General features: G+C 31.3%; 15 protein-coding genes. All 15 read right to left on the reverse strand.

From position 1 onward, the window contains the following. Positions 1-210: 210 nt before the first annotated feature. On the reverse strand, positions 211-1,773 hold the full coding sequence (locus tag JG776_RS07995; RefSeq protein WP_291966390.1) for a response regulator: 1,563 nt from the start codon (positions 1,771-1,773) through the stop codon (positions 211-213). Continuing rightward, entirely contained in the window at positions 1,751-3,673 is a 1,923-nt protein-coding gene (locus JG776_RS08000) for a histidine kinase (RefSeq protein WP_291966392.1), read from the reverse strand. The genes JG776_RS07995 and JG776_RS08000 overlap by 23 nt, the downstream gene beginning before the upstream one ends. A 121-nt stretch (positions 3,674-3,794) precedes the next feature. Further along, complete coding sequence (locus JG776_RS08005) at positions 3,795-5,438, reverse strand: extracellular solute-binding protein (RefSeq protein WP_291966395.1); 1,644 nt, start codon at positions 5,436-5,438, stop codon at positions 3,795-3,797. 68 nt (positions 5,439-5,506) lie between these two features. Then, complete coding sequence (locus tag JG776_RS08010; RefSeq protein WP_291966397.1) at positions 5,507-6,403, reverse strand: carbohydrate ABC transporter permease; 897 nt, start codon at positions 6,401-6,403, stop codon at positions 5,507-5,509. Between the two features lie 10 nt (positions 6,404-6,413). Next, entirely contained in the window at positions 6,414-7,367 is a 954-nt protein-coding gene (locus JG776_RS08015; protein ID WP_291966399.1) for a sugar ABC transporter permease, read from the reverse strand. A gap of 212 nt (positions 7,368-7,579) precedes the next feature. Beyond that, positions 7,580-10,318, reverse strand: coding sequence for a cellobiose phosphorylase (locus tag JG776_RS08020; RefSeq protein ID WP_291966403.1), 2,739 nt, complete (start codon positions 10,316-10,318; stop codon positions 7,580-7,582). Between the two features lie 43 nt (positions 10,319-10,361). After that, the gene (locus JG776_RS08025; protein WP_291966405.1) at positions 10,362-11,714 is read right to left on the reverse strand and encodes a GH1 family beta-glucosidase; all 1,353 of its coding nucleotides are present in this window, start codon (positions 11,712-11,714) and stop codon (positions 10,362-10,364) included. A gap of 75 nt (positions 11,715-11,789) precedes the next feature. Continuing rightward, positions 11,790-13,127: a glycoside hydrolase family 30 protein gene (locus tag JG776_RS08030; protein WP_291966407.1), complete on the reverse strand. Its 1,338-nt coding sequence runs from the start codon at positions 13,125-13,127 to the stop codon at positions 11,790-11,792. 19 nt (positions 13,128-13,146) lie between these two features. Continuing rightward, entirely contained in the window at positions 13,147-16,362 is a 3,216-nt protein-coding gene (locus JG776_RS08035) for a cellobiose phosphorylase (protein ID WP_291966409.1), read from the reverse strand. Between the two features lie 151 nt (positions 16,363-16,513). After that, entirely contained in the window at positions 16,514-17,365 is an 852-nt protein-coding gene (locus JG776_RS08040) for a carbohydrate ABC transporter permease (RefSeq protein ID WP_291966411.1), read from the reverse strand. Between the two features lie 13 nt (positions 17,366-17,378). Beyond that, positions 17,379-18,272, reverse strand: coding sequence for a carbohydrate ABC transporter permease (locus JG776_RS08045; protein ID WP_291966413.1), 894 nt, complete (start codon positions 18,270-18,272; stop codon positions 17,379-17,381). Between the two features lie 74 nt (positions 18,273-18,346). Beyond that, positions 18,347-19,696, reverse strand: a complete 1,350-nt coding sequence (locus tag JG776_RS08050) for an ABC transporter substrate-binding protein (RefSeq protein ID WP_291966415.1) — start codon at positions 19,694-19,696, stop codon at positions 18,347-18,349. 115 nt (positions 19,697-19,811) lie between these two features. After that, positions 19,812-20,822, reverse strand: coding sequence for a LacI family DNA-binding transcriptional regulator (locus JG776_RS08055; RefSeq protein ID WP_291966417.1), 1,011 nt, complete (start codon positions 20,820-20,822; stop codon positions 19,812-19,814). A gap of 463 nt (positions 20,823-21,285) precedes the next feature. Further along, positions 21,286-22,131: a tetrahydrofolate dehydrogenase/cyclohydrolase catalytic domain-containing protein gene (locus tag JG776_RS08060; protein WP_291966419.1), complete on the reverse strand. Its 846-nt coding sequence runs from the start codon at positions 22,129-22,131 to the stop codon at positions 21,286-21,288. A gap of 10 nt (positions 22,132-22,141) precedes the next feature. Continuing rightward, on the reverse strand, positions 22,142-23,815 hold the full coding sequence (locus JG776_RS08065; protein WP_291966422.1) for a formate--tetrahydrofolate ligase: 1,674 nt from the start codon (positions 23,813-23,815) through the stop codon (positions 22,142-22,144). Positions 23,816-24,180 lie beyond the last annotated feature (365 nt).

A 24,180-nucleotide genomic window follows, 5' to 3' on the forward strand; every position in this document is an offset into this window, starting at 1 on the left:
TTAAAATACAATAAATGAAAAATATTTTACTTGAGTTTAAATATATTTTAAAACTAAATTAACTTTTTATAGCTATTCTAATTTTATTATAATAATGTAATTTTTTAAGTTTTAGTGTCTATATTTTGTTTTTGGTGTGATTTTTTCTGAATTTATAGAATGTTGACAAAATAAAAAGCCATATAGAGCATCCCATATGGCACAAAAATCCTACTTGAATTTTAAGGCATACACTTTTTGCCTATATTCTATTGGTGAAATACCCTCAATCTCCTTAAATATTTTTGCAAACTGTTTTGAATTCTTATAACCAACTTTTTCACCAACTTCATATATTTTATAGTCATTATCTTCAAGAAGTTTTTTAGCTTCTTCTATCCTAATTTTTTTTAAATAGTCAACAAAATTAAGTCCAATATATTCTTTAAATATCTGTGAAAAATATGAATAATTTAAAGAAACATAATTAGATACCATAGCCATATTTATATCTTTATAATAGTTTTCGTGAATATACTTAATAGCCTTTTCTATATATATGTTGTCAGTATAAGCTAATTTCTTTTGATTAATGTATTCATTTAATTTAAGTATTAAATTTTCAAGTGTCCTATAATACTCATGAAAACTTAAATAGCTATATATGTCTTCTATCATTTTATATTCTTCAAATTCTTCATAAAAATCTCTATCTAAATTTGTTATAAAGCTTTTTATAATTCCACTTATTTCTTTATTTACTTCTTCAATATAACTAATTTTGTATTTTAATATTTCATTTATATCAAATATTTCTCTTAAACAACTTTTTATATCCTCTTCTCTATCGGTTCCAATCATATTATTTAGCTTTTTTATTTTATTTATAGGAATTATATAATTATCCATTCTATTTTTTATATCTGAATATCTTATAACTTGTTGGTTTGCATATAAAAATATATACTTTAATGATTCAATTGCTTCATAGTATTTATCCCTAAATTCCCCTAAATAACTACTTTCTTCACTTATTCCTAAGTTTATTGTTATATGACACTGTTCAAATTTTAAAATAATATATCTATGTAACTCAATATTATTACATATAACAACTGCCCTACCGTCCTTATCCAAAAATATAGCAAAAGCAAACTCCTCATTTAAACCTCTTTTATACTCAGATAACATTTCTTTTAATTTTTTTAATACTTCTTTAGTATCTATTTGACAATTATTACATTTAACTTTGTCTATAACATATATATAATACTTGTCTTTGAAAACGTCTAAGTTTATTCTTTTACATAGTTCATTTACATCATCTTTACTTAGATTAGAATTTAATAAAATATAATTTACTTGGGAATTAAAAAATTCATCTGTATTTTTATATGTTTTATCAAAATTATTTTCTTTATTCCTTGTCTCTTTCTCTATCCTATCAATTGCATCATAAAGTTGGTTCCTTTTAATTGGCTTTAATAAATAATCCTTTGCTCCATTTCTTAAGGCGTGGGTTGCATAATTAAAATCATCATATCCACTTAAAATAATAATATTAGTTTCTACATTATTATCATGTAAATTACTTATTAAGGTTAATCCATCCATAACAGGCATTCTTATGTCTGTTATCAATAAATCTATATTATTCTCTTTATAATAATTCAATGCTTCTTGTCCATTTGATGCAAGAAGTATCTCATAAACATTAGGGTATTTATTTTCTATCATAGCTTTTATACCTTGTCGAATATTCTTTTCGTCGTCAACTACTAATATTTTTTTCATAGCTATTTAAACCTCCTGAGAGTATCAGCAAAGGTAATTTTACAGTAACTACTGTAAAACCCCCTTCCTTACTTTCAATACATATGCCATATTCTTTACCGTAGTATAACTTTATTCTCTGATTAACATTTCTTAATCCTAAACCACTATTTTTTCTATTACCAGCAGTTTTATCTTTATTTAAAAACTCATTATTAAATCTTTCATCATCTAAATTTATCTTATAGTTTATTTCTTTTAATTTTGTACTGTTGATTCCTTTTCCATAATCCTTAATAACAATAACTACATTATTTAAATCTCTATTTGCACTTATCTCAATAGTAAATTGTTCATCTTCCTTTATTCCATGTTTAACTGCATTTTCAACAATTGGTTGTAGAGACATCTTTAATATTTCCTGTTCATAAAGTGATTCATCAATATTTATCACTAAACTAATTTTATTATCAAATCGAATATTCATTAAAGCTATATAGTTTTTGATATGTTCTATTTCATCCTTTAATAATACATATTCACTCGTCCATTTCATATTGTATCTCATCATATCACCAAGGGAAGTTAATGCATCAGATATTTCATATTTCCCCTCTATTTCTGCAAGCATTTTAATATTTTCTAAAGTATTATATAAAAAGTGAGAATCAATTTGATTTTGAAGTGCTTTAAGTTCTGCTTCCTTTGTAACAGCCTTTTTATTAACCGATTCAGCAATAAGTTCATTAATTTTATCTAACAATCTTCTAATATGATGAGCAAGTTCCCCTATTTCCCTGCTACCTCTAACATCAATATCAATATCAAATTCTCCCTTTCTTATTCTTTTTACAGATTGTATAAGAATATTTAATTTCTTTAATACAATTGAATTAATAAAATTAGTTATGATAGATAAAATAGCTGTTAAAAATATAGTAACAAATATAATATAGTTTCTCATTCGGGATATTTTTGAGAAAATTTCTTTTAAAGATATTATTGAGACTATATATGAGTCAATTTCTTCTACGTAAGAATAAACAATATACACAGATCTACTATGGTTGTCCAAAAAAAAGCTTCCCCTATTTTGATTTATTTTCTTATTTAGCTCGCTACGTATGTATGAAATATCAAGCTTGTTTTGCTTAAAAAAATCATTTTCTATATCCATATAAATATTCCTTTTATTATCTATTAATAAAATCTGAGACTGAGGACTTGGAGTATTTGCATACATTTTAGGAAAGAAATTTTTAAGAAGCATATCTACTTCTATAATACCTATGTGCTCGTCCTCTGGATAATCAACTTCTCTTAAAAGCATTATTTTAGCAGAATTTTCAGGAATAGCATTATATTTTCTATCAACAACTTCATCATCCTTATCTTGAAAATACCAGAGCGTTCTTCCATTTAATTCATTAGTTTTCTTAAACCATATTTTATTTTTAACCCTTGATTCATTAAAAACTATAGGCCAAATTTCATTTATATAAGAATTATTAGTAAATAATCTTATGTGTTCAATATTGGGATTACTATTTTGTAATCTTAATATATTTGCTACACCATTAAAATTAAAATCTATTAGTTCATCAGTAGAAGACTCTTTTCTATTTTTTATAAAATCTATAAATTTCTTATCTGAAATAACCATTTGTGCCACATTTTCCATAGTGTTAATATTCTTTAATATACCTACCTTTTCTATCTCTAATAAATATTCATAATTTTTAATAGCATCACTTATTGCATTATCCTTAAACCTCTTAAAAAATATAAAGGAAAATATAATAATAGGGATAAGAATTACCAATATATATGATATAACCAATTTATTTTGTAAAGATAAATTATCATACCATTCTATTAAATTCCTTTTCTTTTCTTTTATTGATAAAATTAATGGTTTCAATATAACACCACTTTCATTAACATATTTAAAAATTATATAATTCTATTATACAAACATAAATATATTTTATGAAACGGCTAAAAACCCAGTTTTTGCTGGGTTTTTAGCTTTTATTATTTAATTATTTTTCTATCTTATTTTTGTTTTCTTGATATTTTTGTTCTTGATATTTTAATACTTTATCATATCCATATTGTTTTCTCTTTTCTAAGAATTCATTGAATAGCTTATCAAATTCTTCATCTGATTTAGCTAACAATAATTTTGGTAGTGTTTTACCCCACTCCATTGCTATCTTGTTAGCAGCTATACCTTCATCTGAGTCTCCTGTTGGATTGATACCATCAAATACAGCATAGCTTACAGTCTTACCCTTTGTCCAATCCTCTAATTGCTTCATTGGTTCTGCTGTTGGTGGTGCCCATTGAAGCATCATATTTGTATCCATAAGCATCCAGAATGTATAAGCTGCACCATATTTTTTATCAAATGCTGCTCTGTCCTTGTTTAGTAAATCCAATACTTCTGGTTTAAATTGGTCTTTTCCATCAATAGTGTCATAAGTTACTCCCTTTTCTCCTAAGAATAAATCCTTTTGACCTTCTTCACTAATTAAGTAGCTTAGGAATCTTATCGCTCTTGCTTTATCCTTACAATCCTTTGAAATTAATGTAATTGTCCAACCTGATAATCCGTCACCAGCAAGTTTTGGTGCATCAAGATTTGAATTTGCTGGACCATCAACTGCTATATAAACAGAGTTTGGATCTTTTGCATAAAGAGCCTGATTTTGGGCTGCAAAGTCACTTCTTTGGAATAGCATTGCAAAATATCTTCCTTGTGCTATCTTTTCTTCCATTTGAGCTCTCTTATCTACAAATATATCCTTAGCAAGAAGTCCCATCTCATTAGCCTTTCTGAATGTCTTTAACCACTTTACATATTCTGGGTCAGTCATTCTATCATAAAGTTTTCCATCCTTCTCTCTTGGAATTGCAAGGAAATTTTGTAGGTAATCTTCCAATGAGTAGTTTCCTGTTTCAGTAAACTCATGCAATCCAAGTGGTATTAATGGTTGTCCATTTACTGTTGGGAACTTTTCCTTTGCCATCTTTAATGCATTTAGGAAGCCTTCAGGTGTTCTCATATCTGGCTTTCCAAGTGCTTCATATATATCTTTTCTTACTACAAATGTTTGATTTGATGGCTTTAATTCCTTATATCTATCAAAGTCCTTTGGTGATGAAGATGCATTAGGATAACCATATACATGTCCATCTGGTTGTCTATACCAATCCAACTTTATTGGGTCTGTAACCTTAAAGAAATATGGATCATATTGCTTAGCAAGTTCATCTAAAGGTAAAACCAATCCACCTTCTATCATCTTCTTAACTCCGTCTTCCCACCAGCCAAGAGTTATAAAATCAGGTAGTTTCCCTGAAGCAATCATTGTGTTTAATTTTTCATTTTCATTTCCCGCTGGAACAATAAAGTTAATGTTTACGCCTGTCTTCTTTGTAACATATTGTGAAGTTAAATCAACCCCCCACTTATTTGGGAACCATGAAAAGTTTAGATACCAATCAAATGTAATTGGTTTGTCAGCGTCCTGCTTCCATCCTGGAGTGTCTGCTGACACTGTTGGGTTGTTGCTTGTTTCTGTAGTTTTCTCTTCTTTTTTACCACAACCTGCAAAAACTGTTGCAGTCATTAAAATTGCTAAAAGAAGAGATAGTACTTTTGTTAGTTTTGTTTTTTTCATTTTAATCCCCCTTCTTTTTATTAATATCTTTGCTTAAAGCAAAGAATTTTAACAAACAACAAACATCATCAACCTTTCACTGAACCTATCATCATACCCTTAACAAAATACTTTTGTAGGAATGGATATACACATACAATAGGAAATGTTGTAACAACCATTGTTGCAAGTTTTATAGATTGACTTGTTACTGTTCTTGTAACAATTCCGCCAGGTGCAGCCTGCATAGCTGTATTGCTACCTGCCTGTGCAACTATTCTATATAAATATGTTTGTATTGGTTGAAGGTCCGGATTGTTTATAAAAATCATTCCTGTAAAGTAATCATTCCATTGATATACTCCATGGAAAAGTGCTATTGTCGCAATAACTGGTAGAGATACAGGTAATATAACCTTTAAAAATATAACAAAATCATTTGCTCCATCTATTCTTGCTGCCTCTTCTAAGCTTGACGGTATTTCCCTAAAGAAAGCCATAAATATTATTGCATCATAAAAACTAAACATTGCTGGTATGATATAAACTATAAATTTATCTAAAAAGCCTAAGTTTTTAAGTAATAAATAATATGGTATTAACCCTCCACCGAAAAATAATGTAATTGTACCTATTGTCATATAAAATTTTCTTCCTATTAAATCCCTTTTAGACAGTGCATAAGCTACCATAGCTGTAAAAAATACGTGCACTATTGTTCCTATAACTGTCTTTGCTACTGTAATCCACATAGCCTTTGCTATACCTGGACTTGAGAAAACTACTTTATAACTATCTAAGCTAAATTTTCTTGGCCACCAGTAGATTCCACCCCTCATTGCATCCATACCATCATTAAATGAATTAACTATTACATACCATATTGGATATAATGTTAAAAAACAAATTATTAGCATTATAAGTATGTTTATAGTATCAAATACTTTTTCGCCGGTTGTTCTTCTTTTTAGTATATTAATCTTCATATTTACCCTCCTAAAACAAAGATGTATCATTGAGTTTCTTAGATACATAATTTGCTGATAGAAGTAGTAGAAATGCTATCACTGATTTTACTAATCCTACAGCCGTTGCATAAGAATATCTGCCAAGTTGAAGACCCATTCTATAGACATATATATCTATAACATCACTTGCACTGGCATTTAATGAATTCCTTAAAACTAAAATTTGATCAAAATTTGAATTCAAAATGCCACTTACCGCTAAAATAAACAAAATTGTTATAGTTGGTTTTATTGCCGGTAAAGTTATGTATATCATTCTATGAATCCTGCTTGCTCCATCAATAGTTGCCGCTTCATACATTTCAGGGTCTACTCCTGCTATTGCAGCTAAATATATTATTGCCGACCACCCTAATTCCTTCCATATATCAGATAAAACTACTATCCCCCAAAAATATTTAGGTTCTGCTAAATAATTAACAGGTTCCTTTATAATGTTCATTTTAATTAATATTTCATTTATAATACCAACGTCAGAAAGCCAAGTTGTTAAAATCCCCCCCAAAACAACCCAAGACAAGAAGTGAGGTAAATATGATATTGTTTGTACAGCCCTTTTAAACTTTACTGAAGTTAATTCATTTAAAAAGAGTGCAAAAATAATTGGGAGTGGAAAACCTATTAATAACTTTAGTACACTAATTCCAACAGTATTTTTTACAACATTATAAAACTCTGGATCTGTCAAAAACTCTTTAAAATGTTGTAATCCTACCCACGGTGCTTTAGATATTGGCTTTATAATACTGTACCTTTTAAACGCTATAACAAGCCCATACATTGGAAAATAGTTGAAAATAATCATCCATATAACTCCAAGAAGAGCCATAACCTGCAAATACTTCTGAGATAAAAATTTACTTAATATTTTATTCGGTTTATTTTTTTTTACGACAACATTACTGCTTAATTTAACATCCATCGTCTTATCTTCCTCCATACCTAAAACATTTGAATTTTCTTATTTTTCTATATTTATTTTACTCTATGAATTTTTCCATTTTAAGGTATGGTTTTTTATATGAGGTGCATTTTTTTTGGATATGGTATTACTGACTAAATATACTATCAATTAGAGAAAGGACAGGAATTCAAACTGAATACCCGTCCTAAGCATTTAGAAAGTGCTTTTAATTAAGCAAGTTCTACAAATATATCGTGAAGCTTATCAATATCTAAAGATTCTATAACCTTTCTTTCTATCACTGCTTTATTTCCACATATACTGCATTCTACTTTATTTCCATTTACGCTTACAGATACTATTTTATATTGTCCATAGTTTAATTTGTTCCTATTAATGTATTGAACCCTTATACTTCTTTCAGCAAATAGTGCAGTAACAGAGGCTTTGCCTTCATTATCAAACTGTTTATCTATTAATTTTGGTTCTAATACAAAATCTCCAAGTTCACCCTTAACTCCAAACATCTCTGTAAGCACAGTTAATAATAGCCAGCTTGCAGAACCTGTAAGGTAATGATACATACCCCTTCCCTTTTCATTTATATACTCAGGTATACCAGGATATATTCTGCTCTTTTCAAAATTCATACAATGCGAATATATAGAATTAATTACTTCATATCCTGCATCTGCATATCCTCTCTTATAAAGAGCATTTCCATACATTACTGCCATATGGCTAAACATCGCACCATTTTCCTTATGTCCAAAGGCAAAACCAAAAAGCCTTCCTAAATCCTTTTTAACTTCGTGATAATTAGTATTTAATCTATATCCTCCTACTTTATCATCCTTCAAATATTTGTTGACTGATTTTATTATCTTTTCTATTTGTTCATCAGTAGCTGTTCCACCCATTGTAGTAAATACTTGGCTTGTTAAATTCATTCTTACACCATTTATATGGTCTCCTTCAACTCTATTACCTGAATTATCATAATAACCATTGAACCACTCATAACCTTCAGAGTTTTTAATCCACTCATTATTTCTAATATGATTGATTATCCAGTTTCCTTTTCTTTCTAAATCATTGATAAGTTCATCTATTGATACATTAACTTTTCTTCCTGATATTTTACTCTTACAGCTATTAAAATACTTGTTTAATAGATTAACCTTATCCTCAACAGAATCATAATTTATAGGTGAACTCAATGAATCAAGTAGTAATAATATCTCTTCTGCCAGTTCTATTTCATTAACAGAGTATCTTTTCTTTAGTTCCTTTAATATTTTCGCAAACTCAATCAAATTACTTCCATATAGAGCAGTAAAAGCAACACTCTCTCCCTTTTCAGGTGCCATATCAAGTCCATCATTCCAATCTGCACCTTCAAGCCTAATATTATTATGCATTCCAACATTAAAGAACGGAGTAAGATGTTGAATTAAAATATGTTCTAAAATAGTTCCTTTATAGATTTCTCCATCAAAGGTTTTTAATTTGTTTCCTTCTTCTATAGTCCAAGTTTCATCATAATCGGTACATCTGCTGGCAAGTCTATCCTTGAAATATTCCTGTTCTTCTAACAGAAATTTTAAATCTCCACTTAAATCTAAATATAATTTTGTTGTAAGGAAAGGCCAAGCTCCGTGGTCCATCCATATTCTTGCTATATTATTTCTATCTGCAATAAATTCTCCAGGTTTTGAACCAATTATAGTAGCATTACTACCATCTATTCTTACACCAGCATAATTATTATATAGAAGCTTTCTTACTTCATCTGGTTCCATCATAAGAAGTGCAAGACAATCCTGCCACAAGTCTCTCCAACCTCTGCCGCCTCTACCATAGTCGTGGTGAGGTAAGAATGAACAACCATATATTCTTCTTAAAATTGGTTGAAGATTAATCCATTTCATCCACTTATCAAATTTTTCATCGCCTGTCTCAAATTCTGGCCTTTTTAATTTGTTGTCCCAATATTTTTTACACTCATCTAAAGCTCTATCAATTTTTTCAAGGCTTCCATATTTACTTATAAGCACTCTATTTTCTGTTTCATTGCCTTCTTCATTTATAGCCATCATCACTATATATGTCTTAGTTTCACCCGCTAAAAGTTCTACTTCTTTAAATCTTATGGCTCCTATTGCTTCATATCCTTCAAACATTTCACCAGGCTTAGCATATGGCTCTTTATTACAGAATACTGCTTCTGGACAATCGAAATTTCCACCTTCTCCAATGAACTCTTCAACCTCTGGGAAAAATCCTATTGGATTTTCACCATTTTCTTCAACACCAAGTACAGAATAGATAACATTATTAATTTTATGTCCTCTTTCGTCAAAGGAAAGTGTAGGTTTTACTACTACACCATTATCAGTTGTTTTAATTCTATGAAGAAGTGAAGTAACGTGTCTGTGGTCTCTTAAATTGTCTGCTGAACGTCCATATATAGGAATTGCAGCAGTTGGAACTATTTTTTTAGTATTCTCTCCAGTGTTTGTAATACTAACCTTCATAAGTTCTACCTTATGATTATCAGCAGGTGCAAAATTTAAAACCTCTGCCTTTATTCCTAAATCACTGTTTTCCCTTGTTATCTTGTGCCATAAAAAACCCGCTTCTAATTTAACTTTTTCAGGAGAATTTTCTCTAAAGGTATATCCTATCTGAATTGGTGAATTTCCACTAACTGACCAAGGTCCATATCCCTTTATATTTATCCAAAAATTTCTTGAGCTTCTTGTATTGTGCAAATCCTCCGCTGATACAGGGAGTAAAAGAAAAGTATTCTGACCTGATTTAATATCTCCATTTAGAGTTGGTGTAATGGATGACATTAAACCCGCTTCATTGGCAATAGGAAAATATAAATAACTATTTCTTTGAGGGTTTTCAAGTTCAAACTCTCCATTTTCATTTATGAAATTCCAATGTTTTACTCTATTCACAGCAGTAGACCTCCTTTTTTACTTCAATTGCTATTTACTTAAATCAAACTCCATCATACAACCCGTTATTTTTAATAACATCTCCATACCAATATGCACTGTCTTTTATAATTCTGTTTTGGTTAGTATAGTCTACATACACAATTCCAAACCTCTTTGCATAACCTTCCGCCCATTCAAAGTTATCTAAAAATGACCACAGATAATATCCCTTAACATTTACTCCATCTGAAATTGCTCTATATACTTCCTTTAAGTGCTCGTTTAGATAATAAATTCTATAATCATCTACTACCCTACCATTAGAATTAACTATATCATTAAAGGCAGCTCCATTTTCTGTAATTAATATTTCTACACCATCATAGTTTCGGTGCAAATAATTAAGCATATCATATAAACCTTTAGGATATATCTCCCATCCCATATCAGTTTTTGGATTATCTAACTCTACTCCTGAAGCCTTTAATGGATAAGATGCTTCATCATACTTTACAACACTTCTTGTATAATAATTTATACCTAAAAAGTCTATTTTTTCATTTATAATCTCCATATCCTCTTCAGGAAGTTCAGGAAGAAGATTTTGTTCTCTATAAAGCTTAACCATATCTTCAGGATATTTTCCCTTTAATACTGGGTCTAAAAACCATCTATTTACAAATCCATCATTAATTTTTGCTGCTAAAACATCCTTTTCATCATTTGTAAATGGATATGATGTTAATAGGTTTAATGTTATACCTATTTTGCCCTTTAAATCCATACTTCTATAAAGCCTTACAACTTTTCCGTGTGATAAAAGTACATTATGGGCAACCTGTAATGCCATTTTATAATCCTTAATTCCTGGTGCGTGTATTCCCCAAGCATAACCCAACATCGAAACTACCCAAGGCTCATTATGGGTAATCCATATAGGCACTAAATCCCCAAATTCCTTAAACATAAACTCTGCATATTCAACAAAATAATCTACTACTTTTCTATTTGCCCATCCTCCCATATCTTGAAGGTGTTGTGGCAAGTCCCAATGGTATAAGGTTACTGCTGGTTGTATACCTTTGCTTACTAAGCTATTTATAAGTTTTTTATAAAATTCCACTCCCTTTTGGTTTACCTCTCCATATCCCTTTGGAAAGATTCTTGCCCAAGAAATTGAAAGTCTATAATTTTTTATACCTAATTGTTCTAATATCTCAATATCCTTTTCATATAAGTGATAATGATCACAGGCTACATTACCATTATGGTTTTTATATATATTACCTGGAATAGAAGTAAATCTATCCCATATATTTTCTCCCTTGCCGTCTTCATTGTAGGCACCTTCAATTTGATATGAGGATGTTGCAACTCCCCATATAAAATCCTTTGGAAAATTATATTTTTTCATACTTACCTCCTATTTTATTACTTATAAATTTGGCAAGTAACTCTTACATCTGGTTACTTGCCTAATCAGCATATGTTACTCCATTATTAGCGTCATTATAGAATGTTTAATGCTATTGCATTTGACAAATTTGTCGTTTAACTTTAGATTAAAATCCACATCTTCATCTGATTTATTCATAACTATAACAACAACTTTTCCATCTAAATTTTTAAAGGCTGTAACCTCTAAATTTTCATAAGGATTAACAAACCCTATTCTCTTTGCTCCTCTTTTTATGAATCTGCTAAAATGACCTATATAATAGTAGGAACTTTGGTAATATACCTTATCATTTTGTGTATCTACTATGATTGGAGCATCACAGTAATTACCAACGTGGTTAGGTCCTCCCTGTGTATCTAATATTAAATTCCAATCAACCCAACCAACCGTATGATTATTCAAATCTCCAATTATGTTATGTCCATACCTTTCACCGACATTCCAATCTCCTAATTTAACTCCACCTTCTTGGCATCCTTCTGTAAATAGAAGTTTCTTATCTGGGAAATCCCTGTGTGTCTTTTCAAGATTTTCAAATTGGTCACCTGAATACCAGTGAAAACCAACACCCCATATATATTTCGAAGCCTGTTTATCTGATAAGATAACCTTTGCTCTTTCATACAACAGGTCTCTGTTGTGATCCCAAACAATAACGTTTATGTTCTCTAATCCCTCTTTATATAAAGTTGGGCCTAAATGATATTTAACAAAATCCCTCTCCTCTTCTGCTGTGTACCTACAGGAATCCCAAACTTGGGTTGCTTCTGGTTCATTTTGAACTGTAATTCCCCAAATATCTATTCCTTCCTGCTTCATTGCCTTTATATATTTTGCAAAGTAAAGAGCCCAAGCATCCTTATATTCATCCTTTAACTTACCACCGTTGTTCATTTCACCATTTGTCTTCATCCAAGCAGGTGGGCTCCAAGGAGAAGAAAATATTCTAATCTCCTCCTTAGAAACATCCTTTGCTTCTTTAATAAATGGAATAACGTATTTTCTTTCCCTTTCAATATTAAAGCTATTAAGCTCTACATCATATTCTTCTACATAATCGTAGTTACCTAATGAAAAGTCACAGCTATTTATATGGGTTCTGCAGAGGTTATATCCGTTTCCATCTTCATCACTAAAATATGCCTTTAATATTTCTTTTCTATTTTGTTCTCCTAATTTGTAGAAGTTATATGCAGCAGCTTCAGTAAAAGCTCCGCCAAACCCTTCTATAGTTTGAAATGTTTCATCCTCAAAAACCTCAATAGCCTTATCACAAGTTCCATTTAACTCTAATGATTTTGTTCCTTTAAAGGTTAACCTATCATCGGTATCCCTTGCTGTTAAATAAACTTTAAGCTCCCTTTTCATTTTTACCTCCATAAAAGGTTTATTGTAGATAAACATCTATCTTATTTACTTTTCCTTCTCTCACTTTAATTGCATATTCTTCTTCAATTATATTTCCTAATATTTCAACCTTACCCCCATCTATTAGGTAAAGCACTATCCTTTGATTTGAAGAATTTATTTCATAGGTATTTTTTCTATTTGGATTGTAGTAAGTAACATTACATCTTCCTAAGAAGTTGAAGCTAACTTTGTTTTCTTCGTCAAATAACCATTCTGGCAGAATAGGATTAAAGCTTAAAGTTAGTTTTCCATTTCTCATATCAAATGGTTTTTTACCAACAAACATAAGTCTCCATATGCTTAAAAGTTCTGCAGTTGCACCACTTAATCTTGCAACAAATCCAGTTCCGTGTATTGATTCATCTATATTAGCACTGCTTGCTAAGAAGGATGAATTTTCAAGTGGACTTCTGCCATATATGCTTGGATCCATAAATGGAATTAAAACATTTTTAAAGTCACTATAGAACTCATCATATAGACCACTCTTTAATATCTCAAGCATATATTTGTATTCCATATGAAGCCATATTGATTCATTTTCAAGCCAACCTGGTGTAAAGGCTCTTGCTCTACCAATCTCTATTGTCTCATTGTTAAGTGACGCATTTACTTTATACATCTTTAATTTTCTGTCAAATAAATCACTTTCTTTAACTTTATTGTAAACATTACTTAAAAGCTCTCTATCTTTATAGATTTTAAATCCTCTAACTACTCCCTCTAAAAATAGTGGCATTCTATTTTGTCTGAATTTAAGTACTCTAACGTATCTTTGTGTACTTTCATCTTCTTCAACTTCACTTTTATCTTCAATAACTTCGTACTCTTCAGCATCATAGTAGAAGTACGTTGGCATAATGCCTCCATTTTCTTCTTTTGCCTTTTCTAATTTAGATTCTAGTTTATTCTTTAGCTCTAAAATCTTATTAGCAAGTATCTCAGCATTTACTGAAATTTCTTTTCCTTCAAAACCAAATTTAACTTCTTCTCTATATTTTTCACGTAAATCAGACATCTTTGACCAGAGCTTATAGTCTCTATCTTCTTCCTGTGACTTGTTATAATTATCTAAAAGCTCTACTTCCTTTTCTATTAAGTCAAAAACTTCAACAGGCAATTTAATTTCTGCCTCTTTATATTCCTTTAATACATTAATTATGAAATTAGATAGTCTAACAAGCTCATAGGCCTCTGCAACTGAAGAACCAAATAGTCCAGGCAAACCATTTAATGCGTCATACCAGCCTGGTTTTCCTGCCTCCATTTCAATTCCCATACCATATGGATCTATTGTTGCAAATTTTACACAAGCAAGATTTACTAATTTTACAATAAGGTTTGTTTTGTATATTTCTCCTAAACCTTTGTTGGCTCTCATTAAATTTTTGTAGGTTTTCCTGTTTTCTATAAGCTTTTTCTTTTCCTTATCTTCCACCAATGAATTATATTGTCTTACTTTGTCACCTGCTAATACATATCTTCTTTCCCTTGGAAGTACAACTTCACTATTGTCAAAATATGTGTAGTCATATTCATTAAATAATAAATCTCTCTTCTTATCAGGGTAAACCTCTAAATAGTTTTCAATTAAATCTAAATTGTATGTCCAATGATCAGTCCAGAAGCCTTCTCCGTGAACTGCATCCACCTCTTCTTCAACATTTTCCATAATCCTTTTAAGCAGTTCCTCTTCTGAAACCTTAAGCTTTATGTTCTTTTGTTCTATAAAAGTAAATAGCTTTCCTGGTGTAAATGAATTAGTTAAAAATTCCTTTAAAGTATTTCCTTCTTCCACCAATTCATCGACAAAATTTAAGTCATTTGTCTTTACTCTATATTTAACTCCATTGATAACAAGAGGATTATATCCATCTGCTTGAATTAAATTCATAAAGGTCTTTATGTTGTAACTCTTTACCTCTGGTCTAAAGAATACATCATTTCTTCTATTTTGGTTTACATCTCTATAGTTTCCATTTCCACTTGAATAGTATTCTGGCTGAAGTGAAAAATAGTTGTAGTCTCTTTCTAAATCTCCGTGTTTTCTTGAATACATATAGTAAACAAAGGTTTTATCCCCGTTATTGAAAACAACAGGATATCCACCTCTTAATATATTGTCTAAATAGCTTTGTCTGCAGTATTCATCAAATAACTTGGAGGATGTCTTTGTATATATATCATCTGTTATTTTCTCTATTATTTCTTTACCCTCTAAGTATTTGTTATTTATATATACATCACTACTAAATTTATCTTTATAGCTCTCTAAAACTGAAACCTCTGGTGTATGCCCAACAACAGAATATAACTCTATAGTTTCCCCATCATTAAATTCAGCACTTGCTGCTGCAAAACTACAAGGCACTTTATTTGAAGTTATTTGTTTTCTACGTAATATATCTTCAATAGAATTATTTGCAAATACATCTGGGTAACTTAAAGATGTATTCATACCAAATACTAAATCTGCATCAACTATTGGCTTTATTAACTCTTTATTTCCATTTACATTTTTAAATGATAAATAAAAATTACCCTCTTTAAACTCAGTTACATTTACACTATCTTCTGATGATGACCTCATTCTGAAAATTGGTGTACCCTCTTCGTGATTATATACTTCCATCCACGCCTTAAGTGTATTTCCTACCTGTTTTAACCCTCCATCACTCACACCATAAGGAAGTAGGGCTGGCATACCATCTAAAACTTCAATCTTCTTTTTATCCTTTGATATGTTTTTAATTGTAACTTTTCTAACAAGTGCAGCTATTTTTTCCTGTGGTAACATATAATAAAGTACATTTATTTGAATTCCATTTTCATTATTTATCTCTTCAATCTCTAATTCATTTATACCTATATACATCTTTTGAGTTACGTTTTCATTATTTCTAATATTTAAAAATGGTTCGTAAACAGCTTTATTATCAAACTTTATAAATGTTCTAAAACCTACACTTTGTACGTTTTGATAACACTTATATGCAGGGAAAAACTCCATTATTGGATTATCCTTGTTTTTTATACCAAAGGCTGAAATACATTGGCCTCTGTTTACATAAAAAATCCACATAGGAATTCCCTTTTCACCTGCGATACCTGGCAAAAAGCTTGAAAAGGGTTTTGAATTATTAAAGTTTTCTATTACAAATCTGTTTTTTTTATCAAAGTAATAATTATTCATATTTATCCTCCCTTAATAAAAACTTCTATATTTATTAAGTGTTTAAAGTCAACCTCTTTTATGTCTAAATCAACATTTTTTATGATATTAACACCCTAAATAAAGAGGATAAACCTAAGAAAAATTTTAATTTTTATTAGGTTATAATATTTTATTCCTTAACAGAACCTGCAGATATACTGCTTATTATATATTTTGATAAGAACATAAATGCAATTATAATTGGAGCAACTGACATTGAAATTGCAAGATACATTGAACCTAAGTTTTCTGAAACCTTACCACCCTTTAGATATCCCATAAGTACTGGTAGTGGATACTTATTTGGTGAAACAATTACTGTTAGTGGTATCAAGTAGTTGTTCCAAGCTCCTATAAATGTAAATATAGACATAGTTGCAATTGCTGGAAGCATTATAGGTAATACAATCTTATGGAATATTGAGAACTCATTTGCACCATCAATTCTTGCTGCCTCAAGTAGTGCAGGGTGCATTGTAGATATTAAATATTGACGCATAAAAAACACTGTAAATGGTGTAGCTATAGATGGTACTATAAGTGGGATATAAGTGTCTAATGTTTTTAAAGTCTTGTTTAATTCATAGAATCCAAGTAAACCTAATTGGCTTGGAATCATCATCATAATTAGTATTAAAATAAATAACACCTTTTTACCCTTAAAATCATAGGCATAAAAGCCGTATGCTGTAAGTGCTGAAAAATATCCGCTTAATATTGTTACAGATATGGCAATTATAAAGCTGTTTTTATATCCTAACCATATACCTTTAAATATCCCATCTGAAACATCCATATGGTACATCATATTTTTATAGTTTTCAATTAGGCTCTTACCAGGTATTAATGTAAATCCTCTTACTATTTCTGTATTTGAACGTGTTGAATTTATTATCATCATTGCAAAAGGTATTAAACAAATTAAAGCAAGTAAAGTTAAAGCTGCATATAATATTCCTCTAAAAAAATTTCTTTTATTCAAAACTCACACCTCCTTAGGCCTCTTCCTTGAACATGCCCTTAAATACGAATATAGAGAATATTAATATTATAAAGAATAGACCATAAGCAACTGCTGCGGCATATCCAAAGTTACGGTATTTAAATGCTTGATTATATAGATATAAAACCATTGTTACTAATGAACCCTCTGGTCCACCAAGACCATTTTGAGACATTAGGAAAGGTATTTCAAACAACTGTAATCCACCTATCAATGATGTTATAACAACATAAATCATTATAGGTTTTAATAATGGCAGTGTTACCTTAAAGAAGGTCTGAGTTCTATTTGCACCATCTATCATAGCTGCTTCAAAATAATCCTTTGAAATTCCTTCTATACCAGCAAATATTATAATAAATGTATGGCCAAACCAAAGCCAAGTTTGTATTAATGATACCGATAGCTGTGCTGTTTGTGGCTGTCCTAACCAGTTAATAGGTCTTGATATAAGTCCAGCCTTAAGCAGTAAACCATTAAGTGCACCGTGCTGCCAATCTAAAATGAATAAGAAAAGTAGTGCAACAGATGAAACTGTCATTAAATTAGGTAGATAAAATATTGCACGATATAAACTAACCCCTTTAAGTTTTAATCTTACGTCTGAAAAAATTACCGCAAGAATTAACGCCAGTGCTAATTGAAGAATTATATTTACTCCCCATATTTTCCAAGTGTTTATAAATGCTTGAAGGAAATATGTGTCCTTTAATAGTCTTGCATATTGTTGCAATCCTACCCAATTTGCATTAAATGGAGAACCAATACCTTTATAATCTGTGAAGCTCATATATAAAGAAAGAAGTATTGGATAAATGCCAAATATACTAAAAACAATAAAAAATGGAGCTATAAATAAATATCCGTATTTATTTCTGGAATTCATAGTACACCCTCTTTCTTTAAATTAATATAATAGGTGAACATAAGTTCACCTATTATACAATTTTCAAAAATTAATTATTTATCTAATGGAGTTTTTATTTCAGGGTATGCATTTTTAACCTGTTTATAGAATTCATTTATTGCCGCATCCTTTGTCTTCTTACCTTCGATGTATTCCTTTACTACATTACCCCATATAGTATCTATACCTTGATCATACTTTGTAACAATATTTGGATTTATCTTTTCTGCTTCCTTTAAGAAGAATTCATAATGGTTTTGTCCCTTTAAGAAATCATCCTTTGCTGTGTCCTTTACCTTTTCTGTTACTGGCTTGTATGATAATAGGTCTCCTGTTTTATTGTACCACCAATTTAAGAACTCTTCATCGTGAGTCATCATCTTTACAAATTCCCAAGCAGCTCCTTTGTTCTTTGAACCTGAATATATACCTATCCAAGTTCCTCCCCAGAAGTATGGAGATGGCCCTGATGTTAATCCCCAATCGCCTGCTGTTTCCTTTGCATTTGGTTTAATTACATAGTGTAATCCCCAAGTTGGCATTACATAACCAAAAACTTCTACCTTGTTATTCTTTGAATCTTCTACCTTATCCCAACCTGCATTAAAAGGTACTGGTCCTTGCATTGAAGCAAACCAAGCTGGTGACCATTCTGGAGCAAGTGCTGTATATTCATTGTCACGTAGCTTCTTTTGATAGTCCATAAAATCTATTTGTGCTTGAGTTAGTTGTAGTTCATTTTTTTCATTTACCCAAGGCTTTGGATCTGAACCTTTAGCAAACCAACGGATAGCACCTTCGTCTGGTAGAATCTTATATCCTGCTTGCTTTAATTCTTCAGCTGCCTTCATAAAGTTTTCCATTGATGAAAGCTTTTGCGCTACAAATGCTGGGTCATCATTTCCCCAAACTTTTCTTGCAATCCATCTCTTATATATAAATCCACCTGGAGTTGCTTGCCAAGATAATGCCTTTACGTTTCCATTCATATCCTTACCTATGTTATAAACGTAAGGAACATAATCATCTGCCCATTTATCAGCATTATATGGTTCACCTGATAAGTTTTCCCAATATGGTAAATCAATCCATTGTTTTACCCACGCAATTTCTGCTGTGAATACATCTGGTGCTCCAACTCCACTGTCTAAAACCGGTTGAAGTTTTGAAGCATAGTTTTCTGTTGGTACAATTGTTAGTTCAGTCTTGATACCGTATTTCTCTTCAAAATACTTAAGTGGTTCTTTAAGTTCGTCTGTAAAGGACCAAACTCTTAATACCTTTGTCTTATCCACTTCTAATTTTTCTTTGTCTTCACTTGTTTTTTTAGGTCCACAACCAACAAGTGATGTTGTTACAAGTACTGTTGACAATAAGATACCTAAGTACTTTTTAATTTTCATCAAATTTGCCCCCTCTTTTTTATTTTTTTATAGTAACACTTTTGTGCTACATACTTAGATTATTATTTCTTTCGAAACCGGTTTCGAATGCATTAAAAAAGAAAAAGTATAAATTTTATTTTAAAGATTCACAGGAATCTCTAATAACTAATTCAACTGGAACAATTACAGATGTTCTGCTATTTTTTTTATCTATAGCATTAATTAATATCTCTGCTGCATTTTCTCCTATCAAATCTGTGTTCTGTCTTATTGTTGTAAGCTTTGGAGTTATATATTTACATAAATCTAAATCGTCATATCCAATTACTGATATATCTTGAGGTACCCTTAATCCCCTATCCTTAATTGCATTTATTGCTCCAATTGCCATAAAGTCTCCTGATGCAAATACTGCAGTTGGTGGTTCCTTTAACTCTAAGAGCTTTTTCATAGCATTATAACCACCTTCATAGGAGAAATAGCCCCCATCTACTAAATATTCATCCTTTTTTTCTAATTTAAATCTTCTTATAACGTTTAAAAACTCATTATATCTTGCTTGACCTGCAAAGGTATCTAAACTTCCATAAATATGAGCTATTCTTCTGTGTCCTAAAGAATAAAGATATTCAATTGCTAAGTAACACCCCTGTATATCATCTGAATGAACGCTGCTTGCTCTACTACATTCATTGTCTATTAAAACACAGGGGAAATCACTGTTTATAAGTTCCTGTATTTCGTTGTTTTGAGGGTCTGAAGTTATTATTATTACTCCATCCACGCCCCTAATTTTGCAGTGATCTAAATAAGTAATTCTGTCGCCACCTATATCCTTTGAAATGAATAATAGGTCATAACCTCTTGCTTCTACATTTTTCTTGAAGCTTTCTATAACAGCGTTAAAAAACGGATGTTTCATACCTACGTTTAACTTTTCATCGAATAATATTCCTATAGTCCAAGACTTTTTTGTAGTTAATATTCTTGCGTGGGAATTAGGGATATACCCCATTTCATTTGCCTTCTCTAAAATTATTTTTTTAGTTTTTTCACTTACATCTGGATAATTGTTTAAAGCCTTTGATACTGTTGTTGGTGAAAACCCTGTTTCTTTTGATATATCATATATTGTAATTGTCAAGTATTAACACCTCTTATTCTTTTTTTCGAAACCCATTTCGTAATCTATTTTCATTATAACAGTGTAACATATAATACGTCAATATATATATTAAAAAATTTCAGTAAATTTACAATTATATATTATTTCATTATTGTTATAATCATTAAAATAGCAAGAGTTTTGGGTATTATAAGGATTTATTTACCAAAGTTTTTTGATTATTAACAATCTATTTGATATCTTTAATTCAAATAAGCCCCATAAAAGGATTTTATTAGGCTCTTTCATAAGCTTTAGCAAATCGCAGCTTTAGACTTTGAAAAAGTCCGTAATTCAGTACAGGACGTGCCGAACCAAGAAGCCATCAGGACGATGGCATCGCAAGGGTAGGACTTTTCCAACAAAAATCTTAGATTTGATTGGCGAAATGAAAGGATACCTTAAAATCCTTCATAGGGCTAATTAAACTCACCTTAAAAGTTTATTTTATCTGTAACCTGCAGGCATTAATAAGATTCTTAAATAATACTGTATTTGTTACAGCTCCAACTCCTCCTGGAACTGGGGTTATATCCGACACAATGTCCTTTACGTCCTCAAAATCAACATCACCACAAAGGTTGCCCACATTATCCACATTAATACCAACATCAACTACAACTGTATTTTCTCCTACATATTCTTTATTTATATATTTAGCATGACCTATCGCAACAATAAGTATATCTGCCTTTTTTGTTATTTCCTTTAGGTTTTGTGTTTTTGAATGGCATATCGTAACAGTTGCATCTTCATTGAGTAGAAGCATAGATAAGGGCTTGCCAACAACCATTGACCTTCCTATTATAACAACATTCTTACCCTTAAGTTCAATGCCATAATGTTTTAATATTTCTATTACTGCCGATGGAGTACAAGGAGCAAAGCCTGTTTTATCCCCCTCCATAACCTTTGCTACGTTTATAGGGTTTATACAATCCACATCCTTGTTTGGATTTATGTAGTTTTTTATTTTATTTTCATCTATATTCTTAGATAGAGGCCTAAAAAGAAGTATTCCATGTATTGAAACATCATTATTTATCTTGTCTATACATTCTATCAAATCCTCAGTTTTTACGCCTTCTTCTAATTCAAAGACCTCAACCTTTATACCAAGCTTTTCTGCCCTTTTTAACGCTCCCCTCTCATAGGATAAATCACCTTCATTTCTTCCAACTCTAACTATTGCAAGCTTTGGTTCTATACCCTTATCCTTAAGACTCCTAACTTCCTCTATTATTTCATCTGAAAGCTTTTCTGCAACCTGTTTCCCATATAGTATCAAGCTATCCCTCCTAAAAAAGTCCTGTTATTTTGCCATTTTCATCTACATCTATCTTTTCTGCTGCAGGAACCTTAGGAAGACCAGGCATCTTCATAATACTTCCAGTTATTGCAACTATAAATCCAGCACCTGCTGAAACATATACTTCCCTTACTGTTATCTTAAATCCATCTGGTCTTCCAAGCTTTGTTGCATCATCACTCAATGAATACTGAGTTTTTGCCATACAAATAGGCAAGTTTCCAAATCCAAGCTTTTCAAGTTCTGCAATCTGCTTTTCTGCATCCTGTGTAAACACTGCATCTTCGGCACCATATATTCTTCTTGCTATTGTCTTAATCTTTTCCTTTATTGGCATATTTAAATCATAAGCAAAATTCATACTGCTATTCTTTTCTTCTATTAATCTTAGAACTTCCTTTGCAACTTCTATTCCGCCTTCTCCACCCTTTGCCCAAACTTCTGATACCTTAACATTAACACCAAGCTCTCTACACTTTTCCTTTACAAGCTCAATTTCTTCCTCTGTATCAGTTGGGAATCTATTCAAGGCAACAACAGCAGGAAGATTGAATACTCGTGTTATGTTTTCAACGTGCTTTAAAAGATTTGGAAGTCCCTTTTCAAGTGCCTCAAGATTCTTTTCACCTAACTTATCCTTTAAAACCCCTCCATTATACTTAAGAGCCCTTACTGTAGCAACAATGACAACAGCACTTGGCTCAAGACCTGCCATTCTGCACTTTATGTCTATAAACTTTTCCGCACCTAAGTCTGCTCCAAAGCCTGCCTCCGTTACAACATAATCTGCAAGGTGAAGAGCCATCTTAGTTGCCATTATTGAATTACATCCGTGGGCAATATTTGCGAATGGTCCTCCGTGAACAAAGGCAGGTGTACCTCCTAATGTTTGAACTAAGTTAGGCTTTAGGGCATCCTTTAAAAGTGCTGCCATTGCCCCCTGTGCCCTTAAATCGCCCGCTGTAACAGGCTTGCCTTCTCTATTATATGCAACAACTATTCTTGATAATCTCTCCTTTAGGTCATTTATATCCTTTGATAGGCAGAATATTGCCATAACCTCCGATGCAACAGTTATATCAAACCCATCCTCTCTTGGGACGCCATTAACCTTTCCTCCAAGCCCACTTACAATAAACCTTAGCTGCCTATCATTCATATCAACGCATCTTCTCCAAGTAATTCTTCTTTGGTCTATGTTTAATTCATTCCCTTGATATATATGATTATCAAGCATTGCTGCAAGTAAATTATTTGCCGCACCAATTGCGTGGAAGTCACCTGTGAAGTGAAGATTAATATCCTCCATTGGAACAACCTGTGAGTAGCCTCCCCCTGCTGCTCCTCCCTTTATTCCAAATACAGGTCCAAGAGATGGTTCACGAAGTGCAACTGCAGTTCTCTTACCAAGCACTGTTAGAGCATCTGCAAGTCCAATTGAAGTTGTTGTTTTTCCTTCCCCTGCTGGGGTTGGATTTATCGCCGTAACTAAAATAAGCTTTCCGTTCCTACTTTTTTTGTTCTTTAAAATGTTGTAGTCAACCTTTGCCTTATACTTTCCATAAAGTTCAATCTCATCCTCTGTAATATCAAGCTTTTTGGCAATTTCCCTGATGTCTGAAAGCTTTGCCTCCTGTGCAATTTCAATATCCGTTTTAAACATAAACGCCCTCCTCTTATTTATATTACATAAATAAAGATACCGCCTACTCTCTATTAAATATATTCTACACTATTTAAACCTATCCTTCTATATCAATGTTTATAATATTTCAAAAAGTTATCAAATTTAGTAGTTGTCTTTTATAGGACATTAATAAAAATTGAAAAAAATATAATAATTAGCCCCACAAAAGATTTCTTGGGCATCGGTGCATTTCGCTAATCAATTCTAAACTTTTCTTTATTTGGAAAAGTCCTACCCTCGTAATGCCATCGTCCTGATGGCCGCTCGGCTCGGCACGTCCTGTGCCGAATTACGGACTTTTTCAAAGTCGAAAAGCAATAATTGCTAAAGCTCATGAAATA

This window comes from Caloramator sp. (assembly GCF_020054765.1).
GTDB lineage: Bacteria > Bacillota > Clostridia > Clostridiales > Caloramatoraceae > Thermobrachium > Thermobrachium proteoclasticum.